The sequence below is a fragment of the Pontibacter beigongshangensis genome, assembly GCF_014332515.1.
GTDB classification, from domain to species: domain Bacteria; phylum Bacteroidota; class Bacteroidia; order Cytophagales; family Hymenobacteraceae; genus Pontibacter; species Pontibacter beigongshangensis.
This window is the reverse complement of sequence record NZ_VFSD01000003.1, coordinates 1-14,002: the sequence shown is the minus strand read 5'-3', so window position 1 is coordinate 14,002 and position 14,002 is coordinate 1. Positions and strand designations below refer to the sequence as shown.

Here is a 14,002-nt window from a genome sequence, read left to right as displayed (position 1 = left end):
CAACACGGGACAACCTTGTCGGCGCCCTCTGCGCAATCGATTGCACATTGCGTTACAGACTATAGCTGGACTTTCCGGAGATCCAACTACACTATTTAGCAGCGTCTGCAGCTGTATGTTATTTTTTAGAAGGCTGATTCCGGCCTTTAAAACAATTCTAACACATGATAGGGTTGTTCACGGACCTGCTTTTTCTCCATTTTACCTGTTTCCACTTTTAACCAAAACTAAATTTTATGAAGCACATCTTACGAAATCAGTTGAGATTCTGGCTGATGCTGCCACTCCTGATCGGTTCTATGGCTGCTGCCATGGCACAAAGCTTACTCGTAAAAGGAAAAGTTACAGACGACCAGGGCCTCGGACTACCCGGCGTAACGGTTATACTAAAAGGAACCTCCACCGGTACCGCCACAGACATGGACGGTGTCTATTCCCTGACACTTCCTTCGGGCAACGGCACGCTGGTTTTCTCTTATGTGGGCTACCTCACGCAGGAGGTGCCTGTAAATAACCGCGCCTCCATCCAGGTAAAGCTGGCGTCTAACTCCAGGGTGCTCGACGAAGTGGTGGTAGTAGGCTACGGCACCCAAAAAAGAAGCGATGTGACAGGCGCCATTACCACGGTGAAAACCGAGGAACTGACCGCCATACCCACCACCAACGCCCTGCGTGCCCTGCAAGGCAAGGTGTCGGGCCTGGATGTGACCCAGAATAACGGCCAGCCGGGTTCCAATGTGGGCATTGTGCTCCGTGGCAACCGCTCCCTCAATGCTGATAATCAACCCCTTGTACTGGTAGACGGTATTCAGTACGGCTCGTTCGTAGATATCAACCCAAGCGATATCGCGTCAGTGGAAATTTTGAAAGACGTGGCCTCTACCGCAATTTATGGTACGCGTGGTGCCAACGGGGTGATCATTATCACTACCAAAAAAGGCAGCGCCACCGGCAAAACCAGCCTCTCCTTCAATTCTTATGTCTCGACCTACGAGAAAGGCAAATACCCCCGCATGATGAATGGCGAAGAATACTATAACCTGAAACGCGAAGCCTACCGCACCACCAACAACGGCGATTACCGCCGCGACGAGGATATCTTTCAGGTAACGGAGCTGGAGTACTACAAAAACAAGCAGTTCGAGAACTGGCAGGATTATATCTTCCATACCGGTATGCTGCAGAACTATGAACTGAACCTGAGCGGCGGCAACGAGAAAACCATTTTCTCTGTTTCCGGTGGCTATCAGAAAGACAAAGGACTGCTCCTGGACGACGTTTTTTCAAGGATTAACGGAAAAGTAAGTGTAGACCATAAACTGAACGATATGTTCAGAGTTGGCGTGTCGGCCATATACACTTATAAAAATCAGGACAAGCGCGACAACCCGCTGAACATGGCCAACAAGATCCTGCCCATTGCCAAAGCCTTTGACGAGACCGGTAAACTTATCCTTTTCCCGGCTCCCGGCTACAGCTCCCAGTTCAACCCGCTGGCCGATGAGCAGCCCGGCGTATTCGTCAACAACATCGTAGACAAGCGCTTGTTTTCTTCTGCCTACCTGGATGTAAAGTTCTCTGAGGCACTCCTGTTCAGATCTTCTATCGGCCTCGATATCCGTGACTTCCGCAACGGGTATTTCAGAGGGCACAACACGGTGGCCAACGTAGGCCGCAAGTCCATATCTGGTGTAAACCTGAACAATTCCCTGAACTACACCTGGGAAAACACCCTGAACTACAACAAAACGTTTGGCGAGCACAGCGTCCAGGGACTTTTAGGAACAAGTGCACTTGGTTTCAATACGGAGGAGTTTAGAAGCTCTGGTGACAACCAGGCTTCTCCGGTAACAACTTTTTACGACCTGAACTCCAACACGGCTACCAAAGTAATCGGTAGCGGCCTGAAGGAGTCGCAGATCGCCTCTTTCTTTGGCCGTGTAAACTACAAGTTCAAAGACCGCTACATTTTCCAGGCATCCCTCCGCACCGACGGTTCCTCGGTACTGGCTCCAGGCAACCAATGGAGTTACTTCCCGGCTGCTTCGGCTGCCTGGCGCATAATTGAAGAGCCGTTTATGGCAAACCTATCGGCAGTGAACGACCTGAAACTGCGGGTTAGCTGGGGAAAATCCGGCAACTCCGCCATCGATCCGTATGCAACATTGGGTGGCTTGTCAATGTCTGGCTACGCGTTTGGCAGCTCTGCCGCTTTTGGTTACTATCCAAGTTCCATCCGAAACCCGATTCTGACCTGGGAAACAACTTCTACCTGGAACGCCGGTATCGACTTTGGCATATTGGGCAACCGGATTGCCGGTAGCGTGGAAGTATACCAGTCCCGCACCACTGACGTGCTCCTGCCAAGCCTGCTGCCACCTTCTACCGGATTTGCATCCAGAATGGAGAACATTGGCCAGACAGAAAACAAAGGTGTAGAATTTACGCTGACCACTCATAACATAGAAGGCACAAACTTCCGTTGGACCACCAACTGGACGTATTCGCTTAACCGCGAAAAAATCGTGGCCCTTAACAGTGGCGTAACCCGCAACGAGGTGAACAGCTGGTTTGTAGACTCCCCTACCCGCGTATTCTACGATTACAAGAAAATTGGTATCTGGCAACTGGGTGAAGAAGAGCAAGCTACTGCCTTTGGTGGCTTTAAGCCCGGCGACATAAAAGTAGCCGACCTGAACGGAAATGGCATTTTCGACACCGACGACAGAACCACGTTTTCGCGCGTGCCCAAGTACACCTTTGGCGTGAACAACACCTTCGAGTACAAGAGCTTCGACCTGTCTGTGTTCGTGTATGGCCGCATCGGTCAGTTTATCGACTATGAATACAACACCGCTTATAAGCCAAACGCGCTGGAGAATTCGTCGCTGGTAAATTACTGGACACCGGAAAACCCATCCAACGACTTCCCTCGCCCGAACAGCTCCTACTCCACCAACAACTACCTGCTACAGTCTACGGTAGGGTACGTAGATGGCTCATTCGTGAAAATCCGGGACATCTCGTTGGGCTATAACCTGCCAACCTCTTTGTTAGGCGCCTCCAAGATCGCCAACATCAGATTATACAGCACCCTGCAGAACTACTTTGTGTTCAGCAAACTGAAAGACTATGATCCGGAGCGTGGCGGCGACCTTAGCTTCCCGCTCAACAAGCAGATCATTTTCGGTGTGAACGTTGGATTTTAGTCCGGTGCCTCCTTATTAATTTAAACGCAAGAAAAAAGATGAAACTGAAATATATAAGCACCCTTTTGTTGGCCTCCACTTTAGGTCTGGCCTCCTGCAAAGATTTTCTGGAAGAAACGAATAAAAGTGGCCTTACAGAAGATCCATTTTATAAAACCGAGCTGGGCATTACCAGCGCCGTAAACTCCTCCTACTCCGGCACCCGCCTGTGGTATGGCAAAGAGGCACCGTTTGGCATCAGCGAAACCGGCACCGACCTGTTCCTGCGTGGCGGCGACAACAAAGCCAACCAGCTATCAGACTACACCGTCGACCTGAACGGCGCGCAAACCAACCTGAGAGACTACTGGGCACACCTCTATAAAGCCCTGAACGCCACGAACACGGCCATATCCCTGCTGCCAAGCCCCCTGTTGAGCGAAGCGCAAAACACCCAGTACATGGGCGAAGTTAAATTTCTGCGCGCCCTCTACCTTTCGCTGATCGTGGAGACCTGGGGCGGTGTGGTTTTGAACACAGAGCCGACAGTTGGTGCCGTAACTACGGCCAAGCGTTCCTCCGAAGAAGACTTCTACAAAGTGATCTTTGAGGACCTGGATGAGGCCATTCTCAAACTGGCCCCTAAAAAGTCGACGGACGGACGGATTACGCAGGATGTTGCCAAGGCCTTTAAAGCCCGCATGGCCCTGACCCGCGCCAGCCAGACCGACAATGCCGGACTCTACGCCGAGGCCGCCACACTGGCAAAAGACATTATCAACAGTGGCCGCTATGCGCTGTTCAGCAATTATGCAGCCCTTTGGGACATGAAGAACAGCGAAGGCGGCACTAACTCCGAAGTGGTGTACTATGTGAACTACACCGGCGACGACACCATGAACGGCGACTACGACGCCTCAGCCGGAAAGGGAAACAGCGGCCACCTGTACTTTATTATGGTGTACGACAAACAGCCCGGCATGGTCCGCTCGATCAACTATGGCCGGCCTTACCAGCGGTTTATGCCCTCGCGGCACCTCCTGAACCTGTATGACGAATCGATGGACCAGCGCTACCACGGCAGCTTCCAGACCGTATGGTTTGCCAACGACCCCAGCAAGTCCAGCCCAGGTGGTGTGACCGGCTACCCGCAAATGACCACCGGCGACACCTCGATGCTATTCCTGAAAACGCCTGCCACAGCTGCGCAGACTGCCCGGGCCAAAGACCGCTACAAGATCTTTGATGTAAATACCATGTACCGCCCTGACGGCTCACCACTGCTGCGCTCCCAGTTCATTCAGCTCAAGAAGTTCATGGACCCGACCCGCCTCACGGCCAACCAGGAATGGAGCTCCCGCGATGCCTTCGTGATCCGGATTGCGGAGCTGTACCTGATCGCAGCCGAAGCGATGCTGAAAACCAATCCGGGAGAGGCGCTGCAACACATCAACACCCTGCGCACCTCCCGTGCCATTCCGGGCAAAGAAGTAGATATGCAGGTGAAGCAGGAGCAGCTGAACCTGGATTATATTCTGGAAGAAAGGGCCCGTGAACTGGCAGGTGAGCAGATCCGCTGGTACGACCTGAAGCGCACCGGCAAGCTGGTAGAGTATGTGCAGAAATACAACCCCGATGCCAAAGAAAACATTCAGCCATACCATAAGCACCGCCCTATCTCGCAGGTACAGCTCGATGCTGTAACCAACAAGGAAGAGTTTAAGCAGAACGAAGGCTATAACTAAAGCTCTTCCGGAAGGTGAGGTTACTATTCCAGCGGTGTTGAAAAACTGGCAACAGCTGATTTTTATAGCACCGCCGAATGGCCGCTACACAGGCCTCTGTACGAAAAAGAATTTATTTTCTAACTGCAACAAAAAAGAGGGAGGTTTTACCTTTCTCTTTTTTTTATTTCTGAAGCACAAAGTACGTTCTGACAGACTGATTGGAGCCACGCGAAATTATTCCAATCAAAATGCCCCTCCAGAGGCTTTTCCTGCTGCCCTACGAGTACCACTTTCCTCTGATTATGGCGCAATACGGCCCTGCGCGCCCTCCCCCGACAGCGCACTTCATCAGAGGCAAAAAGGTTTTTGTTCTGCAAACTAAGGTTCTGTCAGGGCATCTACCAGGGAGGGTGAGCTTCCTCTTGCTTGCGGTAGAAGTGGGACCAGGTAAAGGGGAGACGCTCGCACCACCATAATTTCCAAGGTTGAATTTGGCAAAGCACCAGGCCGATAACAGGCACTCCTGCCGCTATGCTCCACAGTACCATGCCTTAACCACTCTCCTGCTCTATCTCCGGCCTTAGGCTGACTGACCAGAATTAAAACCGGCACTTGCACCAAAGCAGTTTTTGCGCTTACTTTATACTGCAGGAGCAGGTTGACCTGCCTGATAGAATATGCGGCCCGGACAGACAAAACGCTTACAAAAGGTTCAAGCACCCAGGAAAAAGAACAGGAAGAAAGCTGCTCGCTGGCCCTATTTTGTTATTTTGACAATGGCAGCCCTGGCCATGGGTGCCTCTGCGATTTATAAAAAGCTGAACCCCACCTGGTACAACATCAACAAAGGCAAATACCCGATTACGGGCATCGACGTATCAAAACATACCGGCAACATAGATTGGGAAAAGGTGCGGCAGCAGCAGGTGCACTTTGCCTATATTAAATCAACAGAAGGCGAAAGCTACCTCGACCCCAGGTATAAAGAAAACTATAGAGGCGCCAAGGCCAGCGGTCTGAAAACCGGTGCCTACCACTTTTTCAGGTTCAATAAGCCGGGGAAGGTGCAGGCGGAGAATTTTCTGAAACACACCAGGCTTGAACCAGGCGACCTGCCGCCTGTGATTGATGTGGAGGACTGGGGGAACAAGTATCACAGCAAAACGCCAGCCCAGATCACAGAGGAGATCCGGGAATTTATAAATGTAGTAGAGGAGCGAACAGGCCGGGCCGTGGTCATCTACACCAACGAGAGCTCCTACAAAAGTTACATAGCCGACCACTTCGACAGCAGCCTTATCTGGATCTGCACCTTCCGCAAAGAGCCCCTGCTAGAGCCAGACCGCTGGATTTTCTGGCAACACTCCCACGACACCCGCCTGGATGGCGTGGAAGGCTGGGTAGACTGGAACACGTTTAACGGCGATGACGAAGCCTGGAGCTTTTTCGCCCAGCAAGACTTTTGAAACTAATTCAGAGTGATGCGTTAAGCCTGCGCCTGGAGCAGATCTGGTTTCTTTAATGTGCTGTTTAGTCGATTTGAAGATTTGGAAATTTGAAGATTTGGAGATAAATCCTCTCTGTGCGTTTTTCTGAGTATGCCCTTTCTATGTCAGGTAGTCTCCGACTACCTTTGCTTCGCAGAAGCAACATGCACGCATTGCTAATGCTCCCGCATGTCTGCCAGCTAACATACCTTTCGCTGCCTGAAGCAGCGAGGTTAGTCGGAGACTAACCAATATAAAAAGGGCGTAGTCAGAAACTACGCCCAGTAAGGAAGAAAAAAGTCTTGTGTCCTGGGTCCTTTCAGAGCAGGAGAGCCTCCGGAGGGGCATTTTCATTGGAATAATTTCTCTAAAAGAGAACTACTCTTTACTTGGCTAAAGGCTTACCGCATCAGGAACGAATACCGGCCCATGCCTTTCAGGGCCAGGGCAGTGCCCCTTGCAACGGTTCGCAACGGATCGTCTGCTATATGAACCGGCAGTCCGGTGCGCATGGCCAGTCGGGTATCCAGCCCACGGAGCAGGGCGCCGCCGCCGGTCAGGTAAATCCCGTTCCCATAAATGTCACCCGACAGCTCTGGCGGTGTAATCTCCAGGGCATTCATGACGGCATCCTCGATCTTTGCCACAGACTTATCCAGGCACTCGGCAATCTCCATATAGGTTACCTTTATTTCTTTCGGGATGCCGGTCATCAGGTCACGGCCCAAAACGGCAAAATCGGCCGGTGGATCTTTGAGCTGCGTGTGCGCTGCGCCCATCACTATTTTAATACGTTCGGCGGTGCGAACGCCTATCAGCAGGTTGTGCTGCTGGCGTATGTAATACTCAATTTCTGAGTCGAAGGTCTGCCCGGCAATATGAATAGACTGCTCGCACACAATGCCGCTCATGGCAATAACGGCAATCTCTGTAGTGCCCCCCCCGATATCAACGATCATATTCCCGACCGGCTCCTCTACGTTTATACCAATACCCATGGCAGCTGCCATCGGCTCGTAGATCATGTACACTTCTTTGGCCCCTGCCGTCTGAGCCGAATCACGGATGGCGCGCTTTTCGACTTCGGTGATGCCTGCCGGGATGCAGACCACCATCCGCAGAGAAGTAGGGAACCAGCCTTTCCGCAAAGCCGCCATTTTAATCATTCCTCTGATCATTTGCTCGGCTGCATTAAAATCGGCGATAACTCCCGCCGTTAAGGGGCGTATGGTACGGATGTTGTCATGCGTCTTCCCCTCCATCTGCATCGCCTTTTGCCCCACTGCCACCACCTTACTAGTTCTTCGGTCTATGGCTATAATGGCAGGTTCATCCAGTACTACTTTATTATTGTGTATAATCAAGATATTGGCCGTTCCTAAGTCTATGGCAATATCATGTTCTGAAAATCCTAAAAACCCCATTTAAAATTATTTATTAGAACGCCTGCAGGAAAAATAACCTTAAATTACCTGATGCTTTCCTATAGTCCAAAACAAATTACCAGGCCATTAAAAGCTCCTTGCTGTAGCCCCTCCTTCACCTGCCGCCAGCAGACAACCGGCACATCGCACGACAGGATCATCGTTACCTTGCCGCTTTCCTGCAAATATACAATAATTCTAAAGTGTTCCCGTACTGCGGCAGGTTTGAGACAGACATCACCCGAAATAGCGTGTGAAGTGGCAGCAAAACTGAACACAAAAGGGGCCAGCTACGGCAAAAACGGAATAACGCCTTCTAGCACTGTCGTTATCTACCGTTCGGCGTACTTTTTGGAACCCGCCCTCCCCCTTCAGCAGATAATACCTGCTGAAGAAAGGCAAACAAAACGTTTTCCGGGCTAAAAGCGTACCTTTTGCTTAATTAAAGCGTTGCAACATTTAAGTATGGCCTTTTATTTGCGGACTATTTATTATTTTTGCCGAAGGATGATGGCCAGAATGCTAATCAGAAAGCCTGTGGCCAGGCATCACCTGGCATCTCAATTAACCATAACACCTTACAAATCAGATTTTTGTGTTTATAAAGCAGGTTTTTTTGAGGCATGGTTACGGCCGAAGAATTCTGATCAGGCAGATTGGCAGGCGAAAGGCATCGTTGTTACAGGCCAATAGCACAAAACAAATTTTTTAAAAACATATTCATCCAAATAACAACTAACTTGTTTTTGAAGCCTAACGTGCCGTACATGTTGCCTTTCTGCATTTCACTCTCTCAATACACAGGTCTTTGTTTTGTTCTAGCAGGCCTGGTCTGTGCAGGCAAAAGGGAGGTATGGCTGTGGAGACTTTTGTTACTGCCATAGCTGCTACCGGTATGAGGCAGGCAATTTACCTGGCAATACATGAAAATTAAGGATGATCTTACTAACTTTAACCACCGAATATTACGTCAGATTCTATATATGAAAAAGTGCATTTTACTTTTTTCCGCTGTTCTCCTGCTTGTCGCCACCTCTCATGCCCAGGAGCCTGTGCCGGGAGTTGAGAGCGCCAGAAACAAGAGCAAAAGCTCACCCCTGCGGCTGGTTTTCCCGGATATGCCCAACTGGAATGTGCTGAAAGAGGGCCAGAAACTGGAATTTGAGGTGAAAGCGGTGGGAGGCACCGGCAAAACTTACATGTATTCGCTTAACCAGGGGCGCATACCCGGCATCGTGTTCGACTCGCTGGGCCGCTTCTCCTGGACGCCGAGCTACGACATTGTGGACCGCCTGAACAAGAACCGCACGGTGCAGCTGCAGTTTGAGGTTACCAACGAAAAAGACGAAAGAGCCAGCCAGGTGATTGATTTCATAGTGGAGCATGTGAACCGCCCGCCGGTAGTGGGGGAGCTGAAGCCTTTCTATGTGCGCTTTAACACCACCAACACCTACCGCATCGATTTGTCTGCCGTAAAGGATGAGGACAATGACCCCTTTGTGTTCATTCCTATCTCCAACGCCATGCCCCAGGGTGCCAAACTCTCTGAACAGGGCGAATTTACCTGGAAACCCTCCACCACACAGTTCAGGCAGCTTCAGAACAAACCCATCACCCTCGAGTTTTATGTAGAGGATCAGCCCGCGAAGGCGCGTACCAAGGGGCAGTTCCAGATTGAAGTGACGCAGCAGGACATTCCGCCGAGCATCCAGATGTTTCCGTCGCAGAGCAAATTCGTGTACAACGAAGATGCCACCATCAACCTCAAGTTTCAGATAACCGATGAGAACGGCGAGAGCGACATTGCCTCCTTCAGCTTTATCTCCGAAAACCCGAATGTGCCGGCCACTGCCCTGGTAAAAAACACGCCCTCGCAGTATGAGTTCATCTGGAAGCCCGGTTACGACTTCGTGAAAGACCCCCTCGACACCCTCACCTTCAGCATCACCTTTTTTGTGGTTGACAAATCGAACAAGGGCGATGAGCGGAAGATCACCTTCTCTATTATCAACACCATAAATGAGACGGAACGCGACATGAAGCTCTACAACGAGTACCGCTCCTCGCTGGTGCGCGCCTGGGACCTGATGGAACAGCTCAAGGAAGCGGAGACAGACCTGAAGAAAAAGTATAACCGCGCCAGAAAAGGCAAGAAAGGCCGCTCGCTTACCAACGCCTCGCTGGGAGCCATGACGGGTGTAGCCCCTGTAGTAGTAGACGAGCCGGCCACCTCTAAAAAAATAACGACCGTAGGCGGCACCATGGTCATGACGATCGGCACGCTGGAGGCCACCGAGGTATTTGGCCGCAACACCAAAGACCTGGTGGAGCGCCTGAACTATATAATGGAGAAGCGAAACGAGCTGCAAACCAAAGGCGACATCTTCGCCCGCAAATATGCGCTTAAATCGGCCCGGCTCCGCAATGAGTTTATAAAAGATGTTGACGATTTTGTGGCTGTCATGAACCTGAAGGGGCTCGTGGCGCTGGAGCTGGATGCCAGCTGGCAAAACAAGCAAAAGCCAACGAATGAGAACATCTCCAAAACCTTTAAGGACTTCAGCGGCGACAATTAATATCTTTTACTGGTGCCTTCATGTGGCCATGTTATCTGTCTTACAGCTTTCCAGGAGGGTGTAAGGCAGATAATTTTTTTAGTCCGCGCCTGGCTTTGACCGGCACAAAAGCGAAGGTCTTGCGTAAAGCACACAGCAGCAGCAGGAGCTGCAGCCATGGCCTGAGGGCCTTTTTGATTAGAATAATTCATAACTAAATTAATAAGGGGGCAGAACGACCTGTTGGTTTGCTTTTGCTCCTCGCTTAAAAGATGGTTTTAATGGAAACAAAGAAAAAAGTTATGGTGACCGGGTGCTTCGATCTGCTCCATAGCGGACACGTAGCCTTTCTGAAAGAAGCTGCCAGGTTTGGCGACCTGCATGTATGTATTGGCAACGATGAGAACGTGCACCAGCTTAAAGGCCGGTACCCCGTAAACTCGCAGGATGAGAGGCGCTACATGATCGAGGCACTGGGCTGCACCACCCACTGCCACGTAAATAAGGGCTATGGCATCATAGACTTTATGAAAGAGCTGGAAGAGATCCAACCCCATATCTTTATCGTGAACGAAGATGGCGCCACCCCTGCCAAGGCCGAGATCTGCCGGCAGCGGAATATCGAGTACAAGGTATTGCAGCGCATTCCGCACGAGAACCTGCCGGCCCGAAGCACCACCAGCCTCCGCACCGAATGTATTATTCCTTTTAGGATAGACGTAGCAGGTGGCTGGCTCGATCAGCCTTCCGTGTCGGCTTACCACCCGGGCCCGGTACTGACGATCTCCATCGAGCCCACCCTCGAATTTAACAACCGGAGTGGCATGGCCTCCAGCACGCGCCACAAAGCCATAGAGCTGTGGCGCACCGCCATTCCTGCCGGAGATAACGAGAAGCTGGCCAAAATCCTGTTCACCTACGAAAACCCGCCGGGCACCAAAGAAGTAGCCGGATCGCAGGATGCGCTGGGCATTGTGCTGCCGGGCCTGAACCGCCTCTACTACAACAACAACTACTGGCCCGACTCCATCGAGTCGATCCACGACGAGGATATTCTGGACTGGCTTGAGTCGCACCTGTACCTGGTAACCCTGGGCCCCAGAACTTCAGACTACGCCGTGGTAGACAACACCAACATCAGTCAGGCCGGCGCCAAAGCCCTGGCCGATGCCGCTGAGAACTGCTGGGAAGCAATTAAGCGAAAAGATGCCAGCGCCTTTGGCGAAAACTTCCGGAAATCTTTCGAAGCCCAGGTCCACATGTTCCCGAACATGGTAGACGAAACCATCCTGAACCAGATCGCCCTCTACAAAGACATAGCGCTGGGCTGGAAGTTGAGTGGCGCCGGTGGTGGAGGCTACATCACGCTGGTGTCTGAAAAGCCTATCGAGAACGCGATCAGAATAAAGATTCGCCGCAGAGACAGCAACTAAGGCGGCAGGAAGGCTGGCCTCCCAAGCGCCTCCCCTGCTGCACCTGTGGCCCGTATTACCTAATCTAAATTATTCTAATCAAAAAGCCCCTCCAGAGCTGCTGTTGCTCCGGAGGGGCTTTTTGATTGTGCCGACGTGCCGGGATATGCCCAGGCTTGCTGTATGCTAGAAAAGCTTCTTCTTGTTAACGGTCACATTCTTCAGTTTGAAATTCTCAATGATAGAGGTGTCGATTTCAATAAAATTCCTGGCTGTTACATTAATGTTCTCAAATCTGAAGTCCGAGAGTTTGGCTTTGTAACCAGGCGCATCGCTGTTCTTATCTGCCACGCCCACATTAAAAAAGTTTTCGCAATCCAGTTTTATATTGCGCATGGTTATATGGCGGGCAACCGATGTTCCTGAGACCTCTTCTCCTTTTAGGTCGAAGAACTGTGTCCAGGGCCGTATGAAGATGAAGTTGCCGACGCCACTCCCCTGTATGTCTTCCACCAGCACGTATTCGTAGTTCTGTGGCGTATCAGGACGCATCTTGAGCCAAAGCAGACGCTCTGCGTGCTCTATCTTGATCCGGCGTAAGATGATGTTGCGGTTATGGACAGACTCGCTGCCGAAAGTTAAAGCACCGTGGCAGTATCCGTAGGTGCAGTCTTCGATGATGATGTTATGGTTGCCTCCGTTGTTGGGGTCCTTATCGGCACGCGGGCCTTTGCCTCCTTTCAGCGCCACCGCGTCATCATTTACCGACATGTAGCAGTTTTTGATTAGAACGTTTCTGCAGACGTCTATATCCACGGCATCAGAACTCGGGGCCTTTACCGGCTCTTTGGGAGAGTAGATGTAGAGGTCAAGAAGCTTTACGTTCTCACATTTGTAAAGGTGAGTCGTCCAGAATGGCGAGTTTATTAGTCTCACACCCGACAGCTGCACGTTTTTGCTGTTGGAGATGTAAACCAGCCTCGGCCGCATTTCATCCATGTTGGTGGTGCCGGGGTTAAACTGACGCCTTAGCCAGAAAGATTTCCAGTAGCGCAGTCCGTTACCGTCTATCGTCCCTTTGCCCGAGATGGTAAATCCGTCCAGGCCGTCGGCATTTACCAAAGCGGCAAAATATTTCAGTGTCTGGCCCTCCATCCGTGTCATCACCAGCGGAAAATTGCTGATGTCGTCGCTGCCTTTCAGCTTGCCGCCCTCCTCCAGGTGCAGGTGCGTGCCCTTCTTGAAAAAGAGCGAACCGCTCAGGAACGTGCCTTTGGGGATTATCACCACGCCGCCGCCGTTATCATGGGCCTTATCTATTACAGCCTGCAGGAGCTGTGTCTGGATAACGGTGCTGTCGTTTGACAGGTTATAGTCTGTAATGCGGTACTGCTTGCCTAATTTAGTTATATCGGTCGGTTTGTTTTGCCGGAACCAGTCTGGTATAGGTGTCCCATCCGGGAATTTTTCCTGTGCAAAAGCAGAAAGGTGCAGCGTCAGGGAAATCATCAGCAGCCATGCGAGCCTGTACTTGTGGAAAATCATAGAATGATGTTTTAAGGGTTTTAGTTGTTTATGATAGTTTTAAGCTATTACACTTTTCTCCATTCCCCCCCAATTTACAAATTCCCTCACAAGTGTTAGTCTTTTGGAGCGACTTAGGCGTTTTTTAGAAGAAAAATATCATTGCACTAGAAAACGTCCTAACTCTCAAAGATAATTTCTTCCGATTGCTGGCTTAAGTTTAGATCTCTGACCTATTTGAAATACCAATTAATTGGTGCTTCAAATTCAGGGCAGCGGGCCTAACATTACTTTTTCATAGTCTAGGAAAGACGTGGCTATAGCCTAATCTAGGCAGATTGTTGGGCTATCCTTATTCTTCTGATTCTTTTGAGTTATTAGAAGCATAGGTGGCACTTATTTCTCTACACTTCCTAAGAATATCCGCTTTAAACTTCCTGTTGGTTTCATCAAACTTCTTTTCAATTTCAATGAGCTTCTCTATATTCCATTCAAGTCGTTCTGTTCCTATTGGCAGGTCATGTACTTCTAAATCATAGTCTCGGAAGATGCTAACATTTACATCATCAGTCTTCCGATAAGTTCTAACCAGCTTAAGATTGGATTCATTTTGTAGACTCCAAGGGGGAGAGCAACTTGGTTTGATATTATAGCTCTTGCGTTAGAGACCATTTTATTGATGAAC

The 14,002-nt window shown here is 50.5% G+C and carries 7 protein-coding genes; 5 read left to right on the top strand and 2 right to left on the bottom strand.

From position 1 onward, the window contains the following. The first annotated feature begins 236 nt into the window (after positions 1-236). The 3 genes from FJM74_RS03730 to FJM74_RS03720 all read left to right on the top strand — a co-directional run bounded on the left by FJM74_RS03730 (position 237) and on the right by FJM74_RS03720 (position 6,381). Complete coding sequence (locus FJM74_RS03730) at positions 237-3,209, top strand: SusC/RagA family TonB-linked outer membrane protein (RefSeq protein ID WP_187261229.1); 2,973 nt, start codon at positions 237-239, stop codon at positions 3,207-3,209. Between the two features lie 38 nt (positions 3,210-3,247). Further along, complete coding sequence (locus FJM74_RS03725) at positions 3,248-4,933, top strand: RagB/SusD family nutrient uptake outer membrane protein (RefSeq protein ID WP_187261228.1); 1,686 nt, start codon at positions 3,248-3,250, stop codon at positions 4,931-4,933. Between the two features lie 758 nt (positions 4,934-5,691). After that, a complete protein-coding gene (locus tag FJM74_RS03720) occupies positions 5,692-6,381 on the top strand; it encodes a glycoside hydrolase family 25 protein (RefSeq protein ID WP_241738950.1) in 690 nt (229 codons plus the stop codon). 422 nt (positions 6,382-6,803) lie between these two features. On the opposite strand, the gene FJM74_RS03715 is transcribed toward FJM74_RS03720, so the two are convergent. Then, positions 6,804-7,826, bottom strand: a complete 1,023-nt coding sequence (locus tag FJM74_RS03715) for a rod shape-determining protein (RefSeq protein WP_187261226.1) — start codon at positions 7,824-7,826, stop codon at positions 6,804-6,806. A 983-nt stretch (positions 7,827-8,809) separates the two neighbouring features. On the opposite strand from FJM74_RS03715, the gene FJM74_RS03710 reads away from it, so the two are divergent. Next, positions 8,810-10,402, top strand: coding sequence for a hypothetical protein (locus FJM74_RS03710; protein ID WP_187261225.1), 1,593 nt, complete (start codon positions 8,810-8,812; stop codon positions 10,400-10,402). A 260-nt stretch (positions 10,403-10,662) separates the two neighbouring features. Continuing rightward, positions 10,663-11,814 (top strand): adenylyltransferase/cytidyltransferase family protein, encoded by a 1,152-nt coding sequence (locus FJM74_RS03705; RefSeq protein ID WP_187261224.1) that lies wholly within the window; start codon positions 10,663-10,665, stop codon positions 11,812-11,814. Positions 11,815-11,979: 165 nt separating this feature from the next. Here the strand turns inward: FJM74_RS03705 and FJM74_RS03700 are convergent, their stop codons facing one another. After that, on the bottom strand, positions 11,980-13,338 hold the full coding sequence (locus FJM74_RS03700) for a rhamnogalacturonidase (RefSeq protein ID WP_206683996.1): 1,359 nt from the start codon (positions 13,336-13,338) through the stop codon (positions 11,980-11,982). Positions 13,339-14,002: the final 664 nt, after the last annotated feature.

Bases quoted from the DNA above. Each gene is read 5' to 3' on its own strand.
- FJM74_RS03705 (WP_187261224.1), top strand. From the start codon at position 10,663: ATGGAAACAAAGAAAAAAGTTATGGTGACCGGGTGCTTCGATCTGCTC.
- FJM74_RS03720 (WP_241738950.1), top strand. From the start codon at position 5,692: ATGGCAGCCCTGGCCATGGGTGCCTCTGCGATTTATAAAAAGCTGAAC.
- FJM74_RS03710 (WP_187261225.1), top strand. From the start codon at position 8,810: ATGAAAAAGTGCATTTTACTTTTTTCCGCTGTTCTCCTGCTTGTCGCC.
- FJM74_RS03730 (WP_187261229.1), top strand. From the start codon at position 237: ATGAAGCACATCTTACGAAATCAGTTGAGATTCTGGCTGATGCTGCCA.
- FJM74_RS03700 (WP_206683996.1), bottom strand. From the start codon at position 13,338: ATGATTTTCCACAAGTACAGGCTCGCATGGCTGCTGATGATTTCCCTG.
- FJM74_RS03725 (WP_187261228.1), top strand. From the start codon at position 3,248: ATGAAACTGAAATATATAAGCACCCTTTTGTTGGCCTCCACTTTAGGT.
- FJM74_RS03715 (WP_187261226.1), bottom strand. From the start codon at position 7,826: ATGGGGTTTTTAGGATTTTCAGAACATGATATTGCCATAGACTTAGGA.